We start from the raw sequence: 20,984 nt of genomic DNA, 5'->3' as shown, positions 1-20,984 counted from the left end.
CGCGGGCTCAGGCCAGTTCGTACACGCGGATGCACACCGCCGCACGCGCCGGGCGCAGGCTGTGCAGGGTGCCCACGAAGACGCGGCGGTTGAGCCAGTCGTGCGGCCCGGCGGGCGCGCTGAGCTGCAGCACGCTGCGGGCGTAGCGCCCGGGGGTGGCGCTCTCGTCGATGAGCACGCGGTTGCGCACGGTGATGACGGCGCCGTCGTCGGTCTGCAGTTCGTACAGCGCATCCAGCTCCTTCACGCCGTCGGCGCGCAGCAGCTGGCGGTCGGCGCCGCCGGGCAGCACGGTGCCGCGCAGGCGCGGGCCTTCGAAGCGGCCGCCCAGGATGGGCACGATGAAGCGCTCGCCCCGCGGGCCCTGGCCCAGGCTCTGGCGCTCGCCGATGTCCACCTGCGCCTCCCAGGCCAGGCGTGCCTCAGGCGCGGGCGGTGCTGTGGGGGCGGGCGAACGGTTGGTCATGGCGGTCCAGGAAGTCGAGCACGTGGGCGTTGAAGGCGGCCGGATTGTCGCGCGAGGTGCCGTGGCCCGCACCATTGATCAGCGCCCGCTCGGCCTGCGGCATGGTGGCGCAGACGTTGCGGAAGATCTCGGCGTGGATGGGCGGTGTGCGCTCGCCCGCCATCAGCAGCACCGGCATGGGCAGCGCGGCCAGCCGCTCGGGCGGCAGCCAGGGGAATTCGTCGCTGGAGAGCGCCAGCGTCTTCATGGCGCCGATGTTCTGCAGCCGCCGCTGCATGGCCTCGGGCGTGAGCGTGGCCATGCCCTGGCCGTTGATGCCGCCGGTCATGATGCGCGCGCCGGCCTCGTCGTCGCCGCGGCGGAAGGCGTCGTTGGCCGGTTCGATGACCTCGGCGCGAAAGCGCGCCTCGGCCTCGCGCCCGGCGGCGCTGCGCTGCGCGTACTTCATCATGGGCGGCTCGGACAGCGCCAGCGCCGCGCAGCGCTGCGGGTGCTGCAGGGCCAGGGCCAGCGCCACGAAGGAGCCGTAGGAACTGCCGACCAGGATCGCGCGCTCCCAGCCCAGGTGGTCCAGCAGGCCCAGCAGGTCCTCGGCCTCCTGCAGCGCCGAGTGGTCCGGCGAGGCCATGGTGTTGCGGTTGGGGTGGTTGTAGCGGCGGCTGTAGCGCGCGCAGCGGTAGCGCGCGCTGAAGGCCGGCCACTGCGGGTCCCAGGAGCGCCAGTCGCCCATCACGCCGTGGATGAACACCAGCGGGTGCCCCTGCCCGGCCACGTCGTGGGCCAGTTCCACGCCGCTGGGCAGGCGCGCCACGCGCAGGGTGGTGGGGGCCTCGGGGTTGGCGGTGTCGGTCATGCGGATCGGGCTCCGGTTCAGGCGGGGGTGATGCCCAGCTTCTTCACCAGCTGGGCGGTGCGCGTCTTCTCGGCGCGCAGCATGCCGACCACCGCCTCGCGGCTGGCGTAGCGCGCCGGCGGGTACATGCCCAGGCCCTCGAGCTTGCTCTTGATGGCGGGCTGGTTGCGCGCCTGGGCCCAGAAGGCGGCCAGCGCGTCGACCACCGGCGCGGGCGTGGCGGCGGGTGCGAACAGCACGATCCAGCCCAGGTACTCGAAGTCCGGCAGCGCCTCGTGCACCGAGGGCACCTCGGGCAGCGCGCCCATGCGCTCGTGCGAGGTGACGGCGATGGCCTTGAGCCGGCCGGACCTGATGTGCGGCATGGCCACGTTGGGCGCGGTGAACATGAGCTGGATCTGGCCGGCCAGCAGGTCGTTGACGGCCGGGCCGTCGCCCTTGTAGGGCACGTGCGTCAGGTCGACCCCGGCGCGGGTCGCAAAGGACTCGCTGCACAGCTGGCCCGATGAACCGTTGCCGCCCGAGCCGTAGTTGAGCGCGCCGGGCTTGGCCTTGGCGTGGGCGATGAGCTCGGCCAGGTTGTTGGCCGGTACCGAGGGGTGCACCACCAGCACAAAAGCGCCCGCGCCCAGCATGGTGATCGGGGTGAAATCCTTGTCGGCGTCGTAGTCGAGCTTGGCGATCAGGTGGGGCGCCACCACGATGGCACCGGGCGCGCCGATCAGCAGGGTGTGGCCGTCGGCCGGGGCCTTGGCGGCCATGCCAGCGGCGATGGTGCCGGTGGCGCCGGGCTTGTTGTCCACCACGAAGGGCTGCCCGAGCGCGGGCGAAGCGGCGTCGCTGAAGGCGCGGCCCATGAAGTCGGCCGGGCCGCCCGGGGCGGCGCCCACCAGCACGCGCACCGGCTTGTTCGGGAAGGCCTGCGCGAACGCGGCGGGCAGAGGCAGCGCGATACCAGCGGCGCTGGCGCCCAGCCACTGCAGGGCCTGGCGGCGGTTGGGGATGGAAGGCATGCGGTGTCTCCGTTGTGGTTGTGATGAGGGCGGATGCTAGGGCGCCAAGCCATAAGCAACCAATAAAATTTGTGGCCCTTCAATCAGCAATCCGAATCACATGACGCTACGCTCCTCGGTGGTGCTCAACCGCCTGCTGGCCAAGGTGCGGGTGCGCCACCTGCAGGCCCTGGCCCGGCTGGCCGAGCTGGGCAATGTGAACCGCGCGGCCCAGGCCATGGGCATGACGCAGCCAGCCGTGACGCTGCTGCTGGCCGACCTGGAGCGGCTCATGGAAGCGCCGCTTTTCGTGCGCCACGCGCGCGGCGTCACGCCCACGCCGCTGGCGCGCGAGCTGCTGCCGCTGGTGCGCCAGATGCTGGGCCGGCTGGAGGAAAGCGCCGAGCTGGTGGCCAGCCGGCTCGACCACCAGCAGGGCACGGTGCGCGTGGCCACCACCGCCGCTGGCGCCAACGGCCTGCTGGCGCAGGTGCTGCCGGGCTTCCTGGCGGCGCACCCGCAGGTGCAGGTGCTGGTGAACGAGGTGGACATCCTGGCGGTGTCGGCCTCCATCGACACCGGCTCGGCCGACCTGGTGTTCTGCCGCCAGCCGGCGGTGGTCCCGCAGGGCTGGCGCTTCGCGCCCTGCCAGGACGACCGCTTCGTGGTGGCCTGTGGCCTGCAGCACCCGCTGGCGCGGCGCAAGCGGCTGGCGCTGGCCGATCTGGAACACGCCACCTGGCTGCCCAACGCCATGGGCAGCGCCGCGCGCGACCGCTACGAACAGCTGCTGCAGCAGCAGGGCTGGACCCCGCGCACCTGCCAGATCGTCACCCGCATCTCGCCCCTGACCTGGACGCTGCTGGACACCCGGCCCCTGCTGGCGCTGGTGCCGTTCAGCGTGCTGCGGCCTTGGGTGGAGCGCGGCCAGCTGAAGGTGCTGCCGCTGCCGCTGGACCTGCCCTTCGAGCCGCTGGGCGTGCTGCGGCCCGCTGAAGGCCTGGGGCCGGCGGGGGAGCGGCTGGTGGCTTATGTGCTGGAAGCAGCGGGTGAGTGGCGTTGATTCAACAAATCATCCTTGCAATTCAGGATTTAAATTCCATAATTGCAAGGATGTTTCACCGCACCATTGCCGCCGAACTGACCCTTGAACTCGATCACACCCCGGCGGTGGCCTTGCTGGGGCCGCGGCAGGTCGGAAAGACCACACTGGCCCTGGAGGTCGCCCACAACCGGCCCTCGGTGTACCTGGACCTGGAGTCCGAACGGGATCGCGCCAAGCTCGACAACGCCGAGCTGTACCTCTCCGACCATCTGGACAAACTCGTCATCCTGGACGAAGTGCACCGCACACCCGCCCTGTTCCCCCTGCTGCGCGGGTTGATCGACCAGGCCCGGCGCAGCGGCAAGACCGCCGGGCAATACCTGTTGCTCGGCTCCGCGTCTTGGGATCTGCTGCAGCAATCGGGCGAAACGCTCGCCGGGCGCATCAGCTACCTGGACATGACCGGTCTGACCGTGCAGGAAACAGGCGCCGATCAGCAAGACAGCCTGTGGCTGCGTGGGGGTTTTCCAGACAGCCTGCAAAGCCCCAACGAGGCCCGCAGCCTGCGCTGGCGCGAAAGCTTCATCCGAACCTACCTGGAGCGAGACATCCCGCAGTTCGGACCCAGAATCCCGGCCGAAACGCTGCGGCGTCTCTGGACCATGCTCGCCCACCACCAGGGCGGCCTGCTCAACGTGGCCCAGCTGGCGCGCAACATCGGCGTGGACGCCAAGACCGCCGCCAGCTACATCGACCTGCTCAGCGACCTGCTGCTGGTGCGCCGTCTGGCCCCCTGGCACGACAACCAGGGCAAGCGCCTCGTCAAATCACACAAGGTCTATGTGCGCGACAGCGGGCTGGTGCACGCGCTGCTGCACATCGGCAGCAAGGACGATCTGCTGTCCCACCCCGTGGTCGGCGCCAGCTGGGAAGGCTTCTGCATCGAAAACCTGCTCGCCTGCGCGCCGCGCGGTGTGCAAGCCTTTTTCTACCGCAGCAGCGGCGGGGCCGAGGTGGACCTGCTGCTCCTGTGGCCCAACGGCGAGCGCTGGGCCATTGAAATCAAGCGCAGCACTGCGCCCAAAGTGGAGCGTGGTTTTCACTCGGCTTGTGAAGACCTGCAGCCCGCACGCAAGCTGGTGGTCTATCCAGGGCAGGAAAGCTATCGTCTGAGAGAAGACGTCCACGCCGTGTCACTGCATGCGCTCTGCCAAGAGCTGCTTACGCCTTGACCGCCTGATCGCTACCGCACCCGCTGCCCCTCCGTCGTCACCAGCCAGATCCCCCCGCACACCATCACCAGCGCGGCCAGGTTGCGCCACTCCAGCACCGCCTCACCGAGGAACAGGGCCGAGAGCAGCGCGCCGAACACCGGGATCAGGAAGTTGAACACCGTCACCTGGCCGACGCGGTTGTGCTTGAGCAGCGCGGCCCAGAGCGTGAACGCCACCGCCGACAGCACGGCCATGTAGCCCAGCAGGGCCAGCGAGCCGGCGCTCCAGCCGCGGATGTCGCCGCCACCGGCCAGACCACCGAGCAGCAGCACCAGCCCGCCGATGCCCAGCTGCCAACCGGTCATCACCATCGGGTCGATGCGCTGCGACAGGCGCTTGCCGTAGATGCTGGCGGCCGAGAGCACGAAGGCGGCGATGACGATGAAGCCTTCGCCCAGCAGGGTGAAGCCGGCATCCAGCCCCTGCGTGCCGCCGCGCAGATTGACCACCATCACGCCCGCGAAGCCCACCGCGCAGCCCAGGGCCTTGCGCCGGCTCAGCCGGTCGTTGGCGTAGAGGAAGTGCGCCAGCAGCACGGAAAAGAAGGTGCCGGTGGCGTTCAGGATGGAGCCCTTCACGCCGGTGGTGTTCGCCAGCCCGACATAGAAGAACACGTACTGCAGCGCCGTCTGCGCCAGCCCCAGCAGGCCCAGCTGGGCCCACTGCACCGGCGCCAGGGCCCAGACGCGCCGGCCCGTCAGCTGCGCCATGACCAGCAGCAGGGCGCCCGCGAGCAGGAAGCGCCAGCCCGCGAACACGAGCTGCGCCGCCGTGTCGCTGCGCGCGATGCCCAGCAGCGCGTAACCGCCCTTGATGGCCGGGTAGGCGCTGCCCCAGAGCAGGCAGCACAGGGTGGCCAGCAGGATGAGGTAACGCGGGCGGCTGAAGACGCTGGTGGGGAGGCCGGTACCGCTCAGCACGGCACGCCGCCGCGCGCCAGCAGCCAGGCCGGAGCATCCTGCAGACACACCGGGCGCAGGAAGCGCTCCAGCGCGGCGTCACCGACCGAGGTGGTCATCGGCGCGGTGCTCGATGGCCAGGGGCCGCCGTGCTGCTGCGCGGCCGTCACGGCCACGCCCGTGGGCACGCCCGCGAACAGCACACGGCCAGCGATCTGCGTGGCGCTGCGCACGATGGCGCGGTTGTCGGCCGTGTCTTCATCGGCCCCCCAGACCGTCACGGTCAGGCTGCCGCCGACGGCGGCGAGCACGGCGTTCACCTCGGCCAGGCTGGCGCAGCGCACGATCAGGCTGCTGGGGCCGAACACCTCTTCGCGCAGTTCGTGGCGCTCGATGAAGCGCTGCGCGCTCACCTGCAGCAGCTGCGGGCCGGGCGCGGGCGCCACGCCCTGGCCCTGCAGCAGCGACCGCGCGCCCGCGTCCATGAAGCCTTTGATGCCGGCGTCGAAGGCCTTGCGCATGCCGGCGGTCAGCATGGGGTGGGGCTGCTGCCTGGCCAGCGCCTCGACCAGTTGCGGGATGAAGGCCTCGGTCTCGGGCCCGTCCACCAGCACCAGCAGGCCGGGGTTGGTGCAGAACTGGCCGCAGCCCAGGGTGATGGAGCCGGCCAGTGTGGTCGCCAGCTCGGCGCCCTTGGCGGCCAGGGCGGCGGGCAGCGCGATCAGCGGGTTGATGGAGCCGAGTTCGCCGTAGAACGGGATGGGGCGCGGGCGCGCGTTGGCCTCGGCCTGCAGCGCGGCGCCGCCGCGGGTGGAGCCGGTGAAGGCGCCGGCGGCGATCAGCGGGTGGCGGATCAGGCCGACACCGACCTCGACGCCTGCGCCCTGCACCAGGCCGATCAGGCCGGCGGGCAGCCCCTGCGCTTTGAGCACGCCCTGGATGATGGCGAACACCTGCTGCGACAGGACCGGGTGACCGGGGTGTGCCTTGACGACCACCGGGCAGCCTGCGGCCAGCGCCGAGGCGGTGTCGCCCCCCAGCACCGAGAAGGCGAACGGGAAGTTGCTGGCCGCGAACATGGCCACCGGGCCCAGCGGCATGCGCTGGCGCACCATGGCCGGGTGCCCGGCGGGCGGGCCACCGGCGACGGCGGGGTCGTCCAGCGATTCGAACGGAACGCCGCGCTGCGCGATGTCGGCGAAGCGGCGCAACTGGAAGGTGGTGCGGTCGAGTTCACCGTTCAGGCGCACCGGGCCCAGCGCGGTTTCCAGGTCGGCACAGGCGACCAGCTGCTCGCGCTCGGCCTCCAGGCCGTCGGCCAGCGCGCGCAGCAGGGCCGCGCGCTGTTCGCCGCTGCTGCGGGCCCAGTCGCCGAAGGCCGCGTGCGCGTCGGTGGCGGCGCGGTCGATGTCCTGTTCGGTGGACGGGGCCAGGGCGGCGCCGTGGGCTTCGCCGGTGCGGGCGTTGAAGGATTGCAGGGTGCTCATGGGTTCGTTCAGGCTTCGGGTTGTGCGCGGCGCAGGCGCTCGCGGCTGTTGGAGAGGTGGGTGCGCATGGCGGCGCGCGCGGCCTCGGGGTCCTGGCGCCGGATGGCGTCGAGGATGTTTTCGTGTTCGTGATGCACGCGTTCCAGATACGGCAGCCGGCCCTCGGGGGCGCTGGCCGCGGTCTTGAGCCGGGTGCGCGGGATGATCATGGTGCCCAGGTAGGTCATCAGCTCGGCGAAGTGCCGGTTGCCGGTGGCGCGCGCCACCTCCACATGGAAATGGAAGTCGGACGGCACGGCGTCGGAGTCGGCGTGGATGGCGACGTTGAACGAGGCCAGCGCCGCCGCCATGGCAGAGAGGCTCTCGGGCGAGCGCCGCTGCGCCGCCAGCGCGGCCGCCTCGCTCTCCAGGCTGATCCGCAGCTCCAGCAGCTCGATCACGTCGGCGGCGGTCGCCACGTCTTCGGGCGCGATGCGGAAGTTCGGTTCGACGGCGCGCGGCTCGTTCACGAAGGTGCCGATGCCGTGGCGCGTCTCGACCATGCCAGAGGCCTGCAGGCGCGAGATGGCCTCGCGCACGACGGTGCGGCTGACGTCGAAGCGACCCACCAGCTCCGACTCGCTCGGCAGCTTCTGGCCCGGGACCAGCCGCCCCTCGCGGATGTCGGCCTCCAGCGAGGCCACGATTTCGGGCACCAGGCCGCGGGGACGGCGCATGCGCGCGGGAGCTGCGGCTCCGGCGGGGATCTCCTCACCTAGGGTTTTCACGGGGTCCATGGTTTTTTCCTTGACAGCCGGGACGCGGATTTTCAAAATGGCGCCCACTTGTCTGACAACACACAACTGACATTCCAGACACGGTTGAACTGTAGCAAAGGCCCGCTGTTCTGTGCAACCGAATCGGGAAAAGCACCCAATATCATGGTTAACCCTAGGAAAACACACCACCGCATCCTGCTGACCGGCGCCGCCGGCGGCCTGGGCACCGCCCTGCGTTCCCGGCTGCTCGCGAACTGCGAGGTCCTCAGGTTGTCTGACAAGACGGGACTGGGCGAGGCGCAAGCCGGCGAAGAGATCGCCCTGGCCGACCTGGCCGATGCGGCGGCGGTGGACGCCGCCGTGGCCGGCTGCGACGCCATCGTGCACCTGGGCGGCATTTCGGTGGAGGCGCCGTTCGAGGCCATCCTGCAGGCCAACATCCTGGGCGTCTACCACCTCTATGAATCGGCGCGCCGGCACGGCGTCAAGCGCGTGGTGTTCGCCAGTTCCAACCACGTCACCGGCTTCTACAAGCAGAGCGAGACCATCACCGCCGACCACCCGGCCCGCCCCGACAGCTACTACGGCGTGAGCAAGGCCTTCGGCGAGGACTTCTCGCGCTTCTATTTCGACCGCTACGGTATCGAGACCGCCTGCGTGCGCATCGGCTCCTCCTTCCCCGAGCCGAAGGACCGCCGCATGCTGGCCACGTGGCTGAGCTTCGACGACCTGCACCGCCTCATCAGCGCCTGCCTGTCCACACCGGTGCTGGGCCACAGCATCGTGTTCGGCATGTCCGACAACGCCGTGACCTGGTGGGACAACAGCCGCGCGAAACACATCGGCTACGTACCGCAGGACAGCTCGGACGTGTTCCACGACGCGGTGTTCGCGCGCACATCCGCCCCGGACCTGAACGACCCGGCCGCCATTTACCAGGGCGGTGGTTTCGTCAAGGCGGACCCCTTCAAGAAAGCCTGAGTGCGCGCCATGAGCGATCAAGCCGAGCTGCTGCTGGACGCCCGCAACGGCGTGGGCGAGAGCCCCGTCTGGGACGCTGCGCGCCAGTGCCTGTGGTGGGTGGACATTCCTGGCAAGCAGCTCTGGTGCTGGAGCGTCGCCAGCGGCCGCGCGCTGCAGTGGCCCACGCCCGAGCAGACCGGCTGCATCGCGCTGGCGGCCGGCAGCGAGGCCCTGCCCCACGGCCAGTGGATCGCGGCCATGGAAACCGGCGTTGCGCGCCTGACGCCGCAGACCGACGGCACGGTGGACTGCGACTGGGTCGTCCGCATCGACCAGCCCGAGGCCGGCATGCGCTTCAACGACGGCCGCTGCGATCGCCAGGGCCGTCTGCGCGCCGGCACCATGGTGATGGACATGTCGCTCGCGCGCGCCTCGGGCAGCCTCTACGGCCTCGACGGGACGCGGCTGCACGCACTGCTGGACGGCTTCATCACCCCCAACGGCATGGCCTTCAGCCCCGACGGCCGGACCATGTACCTCTCGGACTCGCACCCCGACGTGCAGACCGTCTGGGCCTTCGACTACGACACCGACACCGGCACGCCGCGCGACCGCCGCGTGTTCATCGACTTCAAGCCCCTGCCCGGCCGCCCCGACGGCGCCGCGGTGGACGAAGGCGGCTGCTACTGGATCTGCGGCAACGACGCCGGCCTGGTGCACCGTTTCACACCCGACGGCCGGCTCGACCGCTCGCTGCCGGTGCCGGTGAAGAAGCCGGCCATGTGCGCCTTCGGCGGCGCCGGGCTCGACACCCTATTCGTCACGTCCATCCGGCCCGGCGGTGATCTGACCGATCAGCCCCTGGCCGGCGGCGTTTTTGCACTGCGTCCGGGCGTGAGGGGCCTGGACGAGCCGCGCTGCGTCCCCTGAACCCACCAACGCGCCGGCACGGTTTTCTTCACCTCAACCCAACCACCACAACGGAGACTTTGATGAAACTGCAACGCCGACTGATCGCCAGCATGGTGCTGGCCGCCCTGCTGCCCCTGACCGCACAGGCCCAGACCGTGCTGAAGTCGCACGACACCCACCCCGCCGGCTATCCCACCGTGGTCGCCGTCGAGAACATGGGCAAGAAGCTCGAAGCCGCCACGCAAGGCCGCATCAAGGTGCAGATGTTCCCCGGCGCCGTGCTGGGCCAGGAAAAAGAGGCCGTGGAGCAGGTGCAGCTGGGCGCGATCCAGATGGCCCGCATCTCGCTGGGCGTGATCGGCCCGGTGGTGCCCGAGGTGGACGTGTTCAACATGCCCTTCGTGTTCCGCGACATCAAGCACATGCGCGCCGTGATCGACGGCGCCGTGGGCGACGAGCTGCTGGCCAAGGTGACCGCCAGCCCGGCGCGCCTGGTCGGCCTGGGCTGGATGGACGGCGGCGCGCGCAGCCTCTACACCAAGAAGCCGGTGCGCACCCCCGCCGACCTCAAGGGCCAGAAGGTCCGCATGATGGGCAACCCGCTGTTCGTGGACACCATGAACGCCATGGGCGGCAACGGCATCGCCATGGCCTACGGCGAGGTCTTCACCTCGCTGCAGACCGGCGTGATCGACGGCGCCGAGAACAACCCGCCGAGCTACTTCACCGCCAACCACTACAACACGCCGGCCAAGTACTACAGCCAGACCAACCACCTGATCATTCCCGAGATCCTGGTGATGTCCAAGGTGGCCTGGGACAAGCTCAGCCCGGCCGACCAGGCCCTGGTGAAGAAGCTGGCCCGCGAGGCCCAGCTGGAGCAGCGCCAGCTCTGGGACAAGAGCGTGGAGGAGTACTCGGCCAAGCTCAAGGCGGCCGGCGTCGAGTTCATCAACATCGACAACAAGCCCTTCTACGACGCCACCGAGCCGGTGCGCGCCAAGTACGGAGCGAAGTTCCAGGACCTGATGCAGCGCATCGCCGCTGTGAAGTAAGTCCCCCCCTGCGCCGCATCGCGGCTTCCCCCCAGGGGGACACACCTGAGGCCCGGCGAAGCCGGTTCCTCGGTGTGTGCTGGACGCGCTCGCCCTGCCACTTCTCTTTCCCCTCCCTCTCTCCGAGGCTCTCATGAGTCACCACCCTTCCAGCGGACATCCCGTCTCGCGCTTCCTGGACCTGGTCTACCTGGCCTGCATCTGGATCGCCGGGGCGTGCATCTTCTTCATGTCCCTTTTCATTCCATGGGGCATCTTCTCGCGTTACGTGCTGGGCACGGGCGCGCAGTGGCCCGAGCCGATCTCCATCCTGCTGATGGTGGTGTTCACCTTTCTCGGCGCGGCCTGCAGCTACCGCGCGGGCGGCCACATCGCCGTCGAAATGGTCACGCAGCGCCTGCCGTCGTCGGTGCAGCGCCCGCTGCGCGGCGTGGTGCACCTGCTGATGCTGGCCGTCTCGCTGTTCATGCTCTGGTACGGCATCCAGCTGTGCATCGGCACCTGGGGCCAGTCGATTCCCGAGCTGCCCTGGATGCCCGTGGGCTTCACCTACCTGCCGGTGCCCGTCGGCGGTGCCGTGACCGCGCTGTTCGTGCTCGAACACATCCTCCTGGGCGACCAGCGCCACAACGCTGTCGTCACCTTTGACCACGAACCGGCCCAGGCCGAAGCGAACGCAGAAGGGGTGGCGTGATGGAAGCCTGGGTCCTGCTCGGCAGTTTCTTCGTGCTGATCCTGATCGGCACCCCCGTGGCCTACGCCATGGGCATCGCGGCGCTGATCGGCGCCTGGTGGATCGAGATCCCGCTGGACGCGGTGATGATCGCGATCGCCAACGGCGTCAACAAGTTCTCGCTGCTCGCCATTCCCTTCTTCGTGCTGGCCGGCGCCATCATGGCCGAGGGCGGCATGGCGCGGCGCCTGGTGGCGTTCGCCAACGTGCTGGTCGGCTTCATTCGTGGCGGCCTGTCGCTGGTGAACATCCTGGCCTCCACCTTCTTCGGCGCCATCTCGGGTTCGTCCATGGCCGACACGGCCTCGGTCGGCACCGTCCTGATTCCCGAGATGGAGAAGAAGGGCTACCCGCGCGACTTCGCCACCGCCGTCACGGTCTCGGGTTCGGTGCAGGCCATCCTGATCCCGCCCAGCCACAACGCGGTCATCTACTCGCTGGCCGCGGGCGGCACGGTGTCCATCGCCGCGCTGTTCATCGCCGGTGTGCTGCCGGGCCTGCTGCTGGGCGCCACGCTGGCCGTGCTGTGCCTGTGGACCGCGAAGAAGAAGAACTACCCCAAGGGCGAGGTCATTCCGATGAAGCAGGCGCTGAAGATCTGCGCCGACGCGCTCTGGGGCCTGATGACCATGGTGATCATCCTCGGCGGCATCCTGAGCGGCGTGTTCACGCCCACCGAGTCGGCCTCCATCGCGGTGCTGTGGGCCTTCTTCGTCACGATGTTCGTCTACCGCGACTACAAGTGGGCCGAGACGCCGAAGCTGGTGCACCGCACGGTGAAGACGCTGTCGATCGTGATGATCCTGATCGCGTTTGCCGCAAGCTTCGGCTACATCATGACCCTGATGCAGATCCCGCTGCAGATCACCACCGCGCTGACCACGCTGTCGGACAACCGCTACGTGATCCTGGCGCTGATCAACCTGCTGCTGCTGGCGCTGGGCACGCTGATGGACATGGCGCCGCTGATCCTGATCCTCACGCCCATCCTGCTGCCCGTCATCAAGAGCATCGGCGTGGACCCGGTGCACTTCGGAATGATCATGATGGTGAACCTGGGCATCGGCCTGATCACCCCGCCGGTGGGCGGCGTGCTCTTCGTCGGTGCGGCCGTGGCCAAGCTGCCGATGGAGCAGGTGGTCAAGGCCCTGCTGCCCTTCTTCGGAGCCCTGCTGCTGGTGCTGATCGCGGTTACCTACATCCCCGCGCTGTCGCTGTGGCTGCCCGGCCTGCTGCTGTGAGGACCGCGGCATGACCTCGCACGCCATCCGCCACGTCCGCGTGACGCCCATCGCGTTCCGCGACCCGCCGCTGCTCAACGCGGCGGGCATCCACGAGCCCTGGGCCCTGCGCTCGATCATCGAGATCGAGACCGACTCGGGCCTGGTCGGCATCAACGAAAGCTACGGCGACCTGCCCATGCTGGAGGCGCTGGCCAAGGCCGCGCCCGCGCTGACCGGGCTCTCGCCCTGGGCGCTCAACGAGATGGACACCCGCGTGGCCGCGCTGGTGGCCCCCAGGCAGATGTCCGCCTCGGAGTTCCTGGGCCAGCAGGTCTCGCTGGCTCCGGGCACGCACGTGTCCAAGACGGTGGCCAAGGTCATCAGCGCCTTCGAGGTGGCGATGATGGACCTGCAGGGCCAGCTGGCGAACGCGCCGGTGGTGGACCTGCTGGGCGGTGCCGCACGCCCGGCCGTGCCGTTCAGCGCCTACCTGTTCTTCAAGTACGCCGAGCACATCGACAAGCCCTACGCACCCGACCCGTTCGGCGAAGGCATCACGCCCGGGCAGATGGTGGCGCAGGCGCGCCGCATGATCGACCAGTACGGCTTCAAGAGCATCAAGCTCAAGGCCGGTGCCCTGCCGCCCGAGCAGGAAGTGGCCGCGATGCGGGCGCTGGCCCAGGCCTTCCCCGGCGCGCCGCTGCGCATCGACCCCAACGCCAACTGGACCGTGGCCACCAGCCTGCAGGTGGTGGAGCAGCTGCGCGGCGTGCTGGAGTACTACGAAGACCCGACCCCTGGGCTGGAGGGCATGGCCGCCGTGGCCGCCGCCTGCGACGTGCCGCTGGCCACCAACATGGTGGTCACCGACCTGAAGGAATTCCGCCGCAACGCCGAGATGGGCTGTCCGGTCAAGATCGTGCTGAGCGACCACCACTACTGGGGCGGCCTGCGCGCCACTCAGCGCCTGGCGCTGATGTGCGAGACCTTCGGCCTGGGCCTGTCGATGCACTCGAATTCGCACCTGGGCATCAGCCTGATGGCCATGACCCACCTGGCCGCCTCGGTGCCCCTGCTGTCCTACGCCTGCGACACGCACTACCCCTGGCAGGACGACGAGGTGGTGCAGGGCGGGCGCCTGCAGTTTGAAGACGGCAGCCTGCGGGTGACGAGCACACCGGGTCTGGGCGTGCAGATCGACCGCGAGGCCCTGGCCCGCCTGTATGACAACTACCTGAACACGGGCATCCGCAACCGGGACGACCTGGGGCAGATGCGCAAGTACGACCCCGGCTTCACCGGTCACCAGCCGCGCTTCTGACAGGGGATAAGGGGTTTCCACATACGTGCACCGAAACCCTTGACGCCCTCCTCTCCATTTTCGCACAATCACGTCAGTTGTCTGACATCCTATAACTCAATCGCCGACACCACCTTCTCCACCCACCCAGGCTGAACCACCATGCAATACACCCCCCAAGACCTCAAACAAGTCATGTCCAGCGGCCTGCTGTCCTTCCCCGTGACGGACTTCGACGCCCAGGGCAACTTCAATGCCGCCTCCTACGCCGCCCGCCTGGAGTGGCTGACCCCGTACGGCGCCAGCGCGCTGTTCGCCGCCGGTGGGACGGGCGAGTACTTCTCGCTCTACGGCGAGGAATACGGCCAGATCATCAAGACCGCGGTGGACACCTGCCGCGGCAAGGTGCCCATCATTGCCGGCGCCGGTGGCCCCACCCGTACGGCCATCGCCCACGCGCAGGAAGCCGAGCGCCTGGGTGCCCACGGCATCCTGCTGCTGCCGCACTACCTGACCGAAGCCGGCCAGGAGGGCCTGATCGCCCACGTGGAGCAGGTCTGCAAGAGCGTGCAGTTCGGCGTCATCGTCTACAACCGCGACCGCACCCGGTTCACCCCCGAGTCGCTGGCCGTCCTGGCCGAGCGCTGCCCCAACCTGATCGGCTTCAAGGACGGCATGGGCAACATCGAAGTGATGTCCTCCATCTTCATGAAGATGGGCGACCGCTTCGCCTACCTGGGTGGCCTGCCCACCGCCGAGGTGTACGCCGCCGCCTACAAGGCGCTGGGCACCCCGGTGTATTCGTCCGCCGTCTTCAACTTCATCCCCAAGACCGCGGTGCAGTTCTACGAAGCCGTGCGCACCGACGACATGGCCACGCAGCACAAGCTGCTCAGGCAGTTCTTCATGCCCTACCTGAAGATCCGCAACCGCGTCGAAGGCTATGGCGTGAGCATCATCAAGGCGGGCGCCAGGCTGGTCGGCCACGACGCCGGCCCGGTGCGCGCGCCGCTGTCCGACCTGAAGCCCGGCGAGATGGACGAACTCAAGGCGCTGATCGACGCTTTGGGTCCGCAATAAAGGTACCCCCCGCGCCGCCTGCGGCGTCACCCCCCAGGGGGCGGCGCTGGTGGCCCGGCAAAGCCGGTTCCACGGCGCCCCTGGCCTGACTCCCCTTCACAACCACCAGTAGAGACATCATGAACAAACGCCATTTCCTGCTGACCGCTGCGGCGGCCGCCACACTGGCCCTGGGCAGCACCGCCGCCCTGGCCCAGGCCTACCCGAACAAGCCCATCCGCATCGTCGTTCCCTTCCCGGCCAGCGGCACCTCCGACGTGCTGGCCCGCCTGGTCGGCCAGAAGATGAGCGAGAAGCTGGGCCAGCCCGTGGTGGTCGAGAACAAGGCCGGCAACGCCGGCAACATCGGCGCCGACCTGGTCGCCAAGTCGCCGGCCGACGGCTACACCTTCGTGCTGATGGATGTGGGCAACCTGACCATCAGCCCGGCGCTGTACAAGCTGCCGTTCGACGTGCAGAAGGACTTCGTGCCGGTGGCCATGGTCGGCTACTCGCCCCACCTGCTGGTGGTCAGCACCAAGGTGCCGGCCAACAACATCGCCGAGCTGGTGAAGTACGCCAAGGCCAACCCCGGCAAACTGAACTTCGCCGCCGCCGCCGGCATCGGCAGCGCCACCCACCTGGCCGGCGTGCAGTTCGCGCGCCGCAACGGCATCCAGTGGAACTACGTGCCCTACAAGGGCGGCGCCCAGGCCATGACCGACCTGGTCGGCGGCCACATGGACGTCACCTTCAACGGCATGGTCGCGACCTACCCGCACGTCAAGGCCGGCAAGCTCAAGCTGCTGGCGGTGTCGTCGGCCAAGCGCTGGAGCGAACTGCCCGACACCCCGGCCGTGGCCGAGACCACGCCCAACTTCCTGACCGGCAGCTGGCAGGGCCTGCTGGCCCCGGCCGGCACGCCCAAGGCCGTGGTGGACCTGGTGCACGCCGAGGTGCAGCGCATCACCGCCCTGCCCGACGTGAAGGAAAAGCTGCAGTCGCTGGGCCTGGAGCCCTCTGCGATGAGCAGCGCCGAGTTCGCCGCCTGGATCAAGTCCGAGCTGCCCGAAATGGCGCAGGTCGTGCGCGAAGAAAAGATCACCCTGGAAAACTGAACACCGAGACACCCATCATGAAAAAGTCCCTGATTGCCCTTGCCCTGGTGGCCACCAGCCTCTCCGCCTTCGCCTGGCCCGACAAGCCCATCACCCTGGTCGTGCCCTTCCCGCCCGGCGGCTCCACCGACCTGATCGCCCGCCAGCTCTCCGGCAAGATGGGCGAGAAGCTTGGCGGCGGCGCCACCGTGATCGTCGAGAACAAGGCCGGCGCCACCGGCACCATCGGCGCCACCTTCGTCGCCCGCGCCCCGGCCGATGGCCACACCTTCCTGGTGGCGTCGCTCGGCCCCTTCGTGATCGCGCCGCACCTGATCAAGGTGCAGTACGACGCGCTCAAGGACCTGGACCCGGTGACCGTGGTGGTGCAGGCGCCCAACGTGCTGGTGGTGCCCGCCGCCTCGGCCCACAAGTCGCTGGCCGACGTGATCGCCTACCAGAAGGCCAACCCCGGCAAGATGACCTTCGCCTCGTCCGGCAACGGCTCCAGCGACCACCTGACGGCCGAGCTGTTCTGGCAGCAGACCGGCACCAGCGGCGTGCACGTGCCCTACAAGGGCGGCGGCCCGGTGATGAGCGACCTGCTGGGCAACCAGGTGGACTCGTCGTTCATGAACATCAACACCGCCATGCCGCAGATCAAGGTCGGCAAGCTGCGCGCCCTGGCCATCACCAGCGCCAAGCGCTCGCCCCTGCTGCCCGAGGTGCCCACGCTGGAAGAAAGCGGAGTGAAGGACGCCAACGTGCAGTCCTGGCAGGCCGTGGCCGCGCCCAAGGGTCTGCCCGCCGATGTGAAGAAGCGCGTGCACGAAGCCGTGGTGGCCTCGATCAACGACCCCGCCATCAAGCCCAAGCTGCTGGAACTGGGGTTCGAGGTCGTGCTGAACACGCCCGAGCAGTTCGCGGCCTTCCAGGCCAGCGAGTTCTCGCGCTGGCAGAAGCTCATCACCTCGCGTGGCATCAAGGCGGATTGACCTTCCCATGACCGCACCGATCGTCCAGTCGATGCGTGTCGTCCCGGTCGCCGGCCGGGACGGCATGCTGCTCAACCTCTCGGGTGCGCACGCGCCCTTCTTCACCCGCAACATCGTCATCGTCACCGACAACGCGGGCCACACCGGCCTGGGCGAGGTGCCGGGCGGCGAGAAGATCCGCCAGACGCTGGAGGACGCGCGGGCGCTGGTCGAAGGCCAGTCCATCGGCAACCTGCAGGCCATCCTGAACGCCATGCGCAGCCAGTTCGCCGACCGCGACAGCGGCGGCCGCGGCCTGCAGACCTTCGACCTGCGCACCACCATCCACGCCGTCACCGCTGTGGAATCGGCCCTGCTGGACCTGCAGGGCCAGCACCTGGACGTGCCGGTGGCGGCCCTGCTGGGCGAAGGCCAGCAGCGCGATGCGGTGCAGATGCTGGGCTACCTGTTCTTCGTCGGCGACCGCAACAAGACGGACCTGCCCTACGCGAGCGAACCCGACAACGCCGACGACTGGTGCCGCCTGCGCCACGAGGCCGCGATGACGCCCGAGGCCGTGGTGCGCCTGGCCGAGGCCGCGCAGAAGCGCTACGGCTTCCAGGACTTCAAGCTCAAGGGCGGCGTGCTCGCGGGCGACGCCGAGGTCGAGGCCGTGACCGCGCTGCACGAACGCTTCCCCGAGGCCCGCGTGACGCTGGACCCGAACGGCGGCTGGCTGCTGAAAGACGCGATCCGCCTGGGCGAGAAGATGCGCGGCGTGGTGGCCTATGCCGAAGACCCCTGCGGTGCCGAAGAAGGCTTCAGCGGCCGCGAGGTGATGGCCGAGTTCCGCCGCGCCACCGGCCTGCCCACCGCCACCAACATGGTCGCCACCGACTGGCGGCAGATGGCGCATTCGCTGGCGCTGCAGAGCGTGGACATCCCGCTGGCCGACCCGCACTTCTGGACCATGGCCGGCAGCGTGCGCGTGGCGCAGACCTGTCGCGACTGGGGCCTGACCTGGGGTTCGCACTCGAACAACCACTTCGACATCTCGCTGGCCATGTTCACCCACGTGGGCGCGGCCGCACCGGGCAAGGTCACGGCCATCGACACGCACTGGATCTGGCAGGACGGCCAGCGCCTGACCAAGGAGCCGATGAAGATCGAAGGTGGCTGCGTGCAGGTGCCGAAGAAGCCGGGTCTGGGGATCGAGATCGACATGGCCGAGGTCGAGAAGGCCCACCAGCTCTACCTGCAGCACGGCCTGGGCGCGCGCGACGACGCCATCGCCATGCAGTACCTGATCCCGGGCTGGAAGTTCGACAACAAGAAGCCTTGCCTTGTCCGCTGATCCCATGAAAACCACCACCGTCCTGCAGATCGGCCCGCTGATGCCGGCGCTGGAAGCGGCACTGCGCGAACAGCACGAAGTGTTGAGCGCACAGGCCCTCACCGCCGACGCGCCGCTGGCCAACCGCGCCGATGCGGCGCGCGTGACGGCGGTCGTGACCTCGGCCCCGGTGGGGGTGCCGGCCGCCTGGTTGCCGCAACTGCCGGCGCTGAAGGTGGTGTCGTCTTTCGGCGTGGGCCTGGACCGGCTGCCGCTGGACGCGGCGCGCGCCGCCGGTCTGCCGGTGGGCTACACACCCGATGTGCTCAACGACTGCGTGGCCGACCTGGCCATGGGCCTGCTGATCGACGGCGCGCGCCGCATCGCCGCGGCCGACCGCTTCGTGCGGCGCGGCGACTGGCTGCAGGGCCGCTACCCGCTGACCACACGCGTCAGCGGCAAGCGCCTGGGCATCGTGGGCCTGGGCCGCATCGGCCAGGCGGTGGCGCGGCGCGCGGCCGGTTTCGACATGGCCATCGCCTACACCAACCGCCGACCGGCCGAGGGCGTGGCCTGGCGCCACGAGCCGTCGTTGCTGGCGCTGGCCGCATGGGCGGACTTCCTGGTGCTCACCGTGGCCGGCGGACCGGCCACGCACCACCTGGTCAACGCCGAGGTGCTGCGCGCGCTGGGGCCGAAGGGCCTGCTGGTCAACGTGGCGCGCGGCAGCGTGGTGGACGAAGCCGCCCTGATTGCCAGCCTGCAGAGCGGCGAACTGGGCGGTGCGGCGCTGGACGTGTTCGACGACGAGCCCCGCGTGCCCGCTGCCCTGCTGGCGATGGAGCAGGTGGTGCTGGCGCCACACATGGCCAGCGGCACCCACGACACCCGCCAGGCCATGGCCGACCTCACCCTGGCCAACCTGCGCGCCGGCCTGGCCGGTGAACCCCTGCCCGCCCGCGCGGCCTGACCCTTTTCCGCCTCCGACCCGCCTGCCGACCATGAACGCACCCGTGACCCCGCGCACCATCCGCATCCACACCGACGACAACGTGGCCGTGGTCGTCAACGACGGCGGCCTGCCCGCCGGCACCGCCCTGCCCGGCGGACCCACGCTCGTGCAGGCCGTGCCGCAGGGCCACAAGGTCGCGCTGGCCGACCTGCCCGCTGGCACCGCCGTGCGCCGCTACAACGTGGTCATCGGCCACACCGCGGTGAACATTCCCGCCGGCGGCTGGGTCAACGAACAGCGGCTGGTGATGCCCGAGGCGCGTTCGCTGCAGGGCCTGCCCGCACCGCAACCACCCGCCGATCTGCCGCCGCTCGAAGGTCACACCTTCATGGGCTACCGCAACGCCGATGGCAGCGTGGGCACGCGCAACCTGCTGGCCGTGACGACCACGGTGCAGTGCGTGGCGGGCGTGCTCGAATTCGCCGTCGAGCGCATCAGGAAAGACCTGCTGCCGAAGTACCCGAATGTGGACGGCGTGGTGGGCCTGACGCACAGCTACGGCTGCGGCGTGGCCATCGACGCGCCCGACGCCATCATCCCCATCCGCACTGTGCGCAACCTGGCGATGAACCCCAACTTCGGCGGCGAGGTGATGGTGCTCAGCCTGGGCTGCGAGAAGCTGCAGCCCGAGCGGCTGCTGCCGCCGGGCAGCATCCCGATCAGCGACGAGCGCCAAGGACCGGACGTGGTCTGTCTGCAGGACGAGAAGCACGTCGGCTTCATGTCGATGATCGATTCGATCCTCACGCAGGCCAAGGGTCATCTGGAGCGCCTGAACGCGCGCCAGCGCACCACCTGCCCGGTGAGCGAGCTGGTGGTGGGCGTGCAGTGCGGCGGCAGCGACGCCTTCTCCGGCATCACGGCCAACCCGGCGGTGGGCTTTGCCACCGACCTGCTGGTGCGCGCCGGCGCCACGGTGATGTTCAGCGAGAACACCGAAGTGCGCGACGCGGTGGACCAGCTTACGCGCCGCGCCGCGACGCAGGAGGTAGCGGACGCCATCATGCGCGAGCTGGCCTGGTACGACGCCTACCTCGCGCGCGGCCAGGCCGACCGAAGCGCCAACACCACGCCCGGCAACAAGAAGGGCGGCCTGTCGAACATCGTCGAGAAGGCCATGGGCTCCATCGTCAAGAGCGGCAACGGCCCCATCCACGGCGTGATCGCCCCGGGCGAGAAGGTGAAGCAGAAGGGCCTGGTGTTCGCCGCCACCCCCGCCAGCGACTTCATCTGCGGCACGCTGCAGCTGGCCGCCGGCATGAACCTGCACGTGTTCACCACCGGCCGCGGCACGCCCTACGGCCTGGCCGAGTGCCCGGTGATCAAGGTGGCCACGCGCAACGACCTGGCGCGCCGCTGGCACGACCTGATGGACATCAACGCGGGCCGCATCGCCAGCGGCGAAGCCAGCATCGACGAGCTGGGCTGGGAACTGTTCCACCGCATGCTGGCGGTGGCCAGCGGCGAGAAGACCTGGGCCGAAAAGTGGGGCCTGCACAACGACCTGGTGCTGTTCAACCCGGCACCGGTGACCTGAGCCAGAAGAGCG

At 69.4% G+C, this 20,984-nt stretch carries 20 protein-coding genes; 14 read left to right on the top strand and 6 right to left on the bottom strand.

Annotation, left to right across the window (positions count from 1 at the left end):
- Nucleotides 1-7 precede the first annotated feature (7 nt).
- From HPF_RS05225 to HPF_RS05215, 3 genes are read right to left on the bottom strand one after another with little or no spacing between them, the layout of a single operon-like run.
- Nucleotides 8-466, bottom strand: a complete 459-nt coding sequence (locus HPF_RS05225; RefSeq protein WP_243721684.1) for a DUF3237 domain-containing protein — start codon at nt 464-466, stop codon at nt 8-10.
- A complete protein-coding gene (locus HPF_RS05220; protein ID WP_133155945.1) occupies nt 423-1,319 on the bottom strand; it encodes an alpha/beta fold hydrolase in 897 nt (298 codons plus the stop codon). Before HPF_RS05220 ends, HPF_RS05225 begins: the two co-directional genes overlap by 44 nt.
- Nucleotides 1,320-1,336: 17 nt before the next feature.
- Nucleotides 1,337-2,332, bottom strand: coding sequence for a Bug family tripartite tricarboxylate transporter substrate binding protein (locus HPF_RS05215; protein ID WP_133155944.1), 996 nt, complete (start codon nt 2,330-2,332; stop codon nt 1,337-1,339).
- A 100-nt stretch (nt 2,333-2,432) separates the two neighbouring features.
- Here HPF_RS05215 and HPF_RS05210 point away from each other — a divergent pair, with 100 nt between their 5' ends.
- Both HPF_RS05210 and HPF_RS05205 read left to right on the top strand, forming a co-directional pair.
- The gene (locus HPF_RS05210; RefSeq protein WP_133155943.1) at nt 2,433-3,374 is read left to right on the top strand and encodes a LysR family transcriptional regulator; all 942 of its coding nucleotides are present in this window, start codon (nt 2,433-2,435) and stop codon (nt 3,372-3,374) included.
- Between the two features lie 50 nt (nt 3,375-3,424).
- Nucleotides 3,425-4,588, top strand: coding sequence for an ATP-binding protein (locus tag HPF_RS05205; RefSeq protein WP_133155942.1), 1,164 nt, complete (start codon nt 3,425-3,427; stop codon nt 4,586-4,588).
- Nucleotides 4,589-4,599: 11 nt separating this feature from the next.
- Here HPF_RS05205 and HPF_RS05200 read toward each other — a convergent pair whose 3' ends face one another.
- The 3 genes from HPF_RS05200 to HPF_RS05190 are packed head-to-tail and all read right to left on the bottom strand — an operon-like array spanning nt 4,600 to nt 7,792.
- Nucleotides 4,600-5,550: a DMT family transporter gene (locus HPF_RS05200; RefSeq protein ID WP_133155941.1), complete on the bottom strand. Its 951-nt coding sequence runs from the start codon at nt 5,548-5,550 to the stop codon at nt 4,600-4,602.
- Nucleotides 5,544-7,016, bottom strand: coding sequence for an aldehyde dehydrogenase (NADP(+)) (locus HPF_RS05195; RefSeq protein WP_133155940.1), 1,473 nt, complete (start codon nt 7,014-7,016; stop codon nt 5,544-5,546). The genes HPF_RS05200 and HPF_RS05195 overlap by 7 nt, the downstream gene beginning before the upstream one ends.
- An 8-nt stretch (nt 7,017-7,024) precedes the next feature.
- Nucleotides 7,025-7,792, bottom strand: a complete 768-nt coding sequence (locus HPF_RS05190) for a FadR/GntR family transcriptional regulator (protein WP_241559651.1) — start codon at nt 7,790-7,792, stop codon at nt 7,025-7,027.
- Between the two features lie 144 nt (nt 7,793-7,936).
- On the opposite strand from HPF_RS05190, the gene HPF_RS05185 reads away from it, so the two are divergent.
- The 12 genes from HPF_RS05185 to garD all read left to right on the top strand — a co-directional run bounded on the left by HPF_RS05185 (nt 7,937) and on the right by garD (nt 20,972).
- On the top strand, nt 7,937-8,755 hold the full coding sequence (locus HPF_RS05185; RefSeq protein WP_127803348.1) for an NAD-dependent epimerase/dehydratase family protein: 819 nt from the start codon (nt 7,937-7,939) through the stop codon (nt 8,753-8,755).
- Between the two features lie 9 nt (nt 8,756-8,764).
- Nucleotides 8,765-9,667, top strand: coding sequence for an SMP-30/gluconolactonase/LRE family protein (locus tag HPF_RS05180; protein WP_133155939.1), 903 nt, complete (start codon nt 8,765-8,767; stop codon nt 9,665-9,667).
- A 62-nt stretch (nt 9,668-9,729) separates the two neighbouring features.
- Entirely contained in the window at nt 9,730-10,704 is a 975-nt protein-coding gene (locus tag HPF_RS05175; protein WP_066160616.1) for a TRAP transporter substrate-binding protein, read from the top strand.
- Nucleotides 10,705-10,837: 133 nt separating this feature from the next.
- Nucleotides 10,838-11,398: a TRAP transporter small permease gene (locus tag HPF_RS05170; protein WP_133155938.1), complete on the top strand. Its 561-nt coding sequence runs from the start codon at nt 10,838-10,840 to the stop codon at nt 11,396-11,398.
- Complete coding sequence (locus HPF_RS05165) at nt 11,398-12,678, top strand: TRAP transporter large permease (protein ID WP_079364574.1); 1,281 nt, start codon at nt 11,398-11,400, stop codon at nt 12,676-12,678. Before HPF_RS05170 ends, HPF_RS05165 begins: the two co-directional genes overlap by 1 nt.
- A gap of 10 nt (nt 12,679-12,688) precedes the next feature.
- Nucleotides 12,689-13,981, top strand: coding sequence for a glucarate dehydratase family protein (locus HPF_RS05160; RefSeq protein WP_133155937.1), 1,293 nt, complete (start codon nt 12,689-12,691; stop codon nt 13,979-13,981).
- 141 nt (nt 13,982-14,122) lie between these two features.
- A complete protein-coding gene (gene kdgD / locus HPF_RS05155) occupies nt 14,123-15,040 on the top strand; it encodes a 5-dehydro-4-deoxyglucarate dehydratase (RefSeq protein ID WP_133155936.1) in 918 nt (305 codons plus the stop codon).
- 119 nt (nt 15,041-15,159) lie between these two features.
- Nucleotides 15,160-16,137: a Bug family tripartite tricarboxylate transporter substrate binding protein gene (locus tag HPF_RS05150; RefSeq protein ID WP_079364572.1), complete on the top strand. Its 978-nt coding sequence runs from the start codon at nt 15,160-15,162 to the stop codon at nt 16,135-16,137.
- 17 nt (nt 16,138-16,154) lie between these two features.
- Complete coding sequence (locus tag HPF_RS05145; protein WP_133155935.1) at nt 16,155-17,111, top strand: Bug family tripartite tricarboxylate transporter substrate binding protein; 957 nt, start codon at nt 16,155-16,157, stop codon at nt 17,109-17,111.
- Between the two features lie 7 nt (nt 17,112-17,118).
- Complete coding sequence (gudD, locus tag HPF_RS05140; protein WP_133155934.1) at nt 17,119-18,444, top strand: glucarate dehydratase; 1,326 nt, start codon at nt 17,119-17,121, stop codon at nt 18,442-18,444.
- 4 nt (nt 18,445-18,448) lie between these two features.
- Nucleotides 18,449-19,393: a 2-hydroxyacid dehydrogenase gene (locus HPF_RS05135; RefSeq protein ID WP_133155933.1), complete on the top strand. Its 945-nt coding sequence runs from the start codon at nt 18,449-18,451 to the stop codon at nt 19,391-19,393.
- Between the two features lie 31 nt (nt 19,394-19,424).
- Nucleotides 19,425-20,972 carry a galactarate dehydratase gene (gene garD / locus HPF_RS05130; RefSeq protein ID WP_133155932.1) on the top strand — a complete coding sequence of 516 codons (1,548 nt, stop codon included), beginning with the start codon at nt 19,425-19,427 and terminating at the stop codon, nt 20,970-20,972.
- Nucleotides 20,973-20,984 lie beyond the last annotated feature (12 nt).

This window comes from Hydrogenophaga pseudoflava (assembly GCF_004353865.1).
Lineage (GTDB): Bacteria > Pseudomonadota > Gammaproteobacteria > Burkholderiales > Burkholderiaceae_C > Hydrogenophaga > Hydrogenophaga pseudoflava.
The sequence above is the reverse complement of the archived record's forward strand: the minus strand, read 5'-3'. Positions and strand labels throughout refer to the sequence as shown.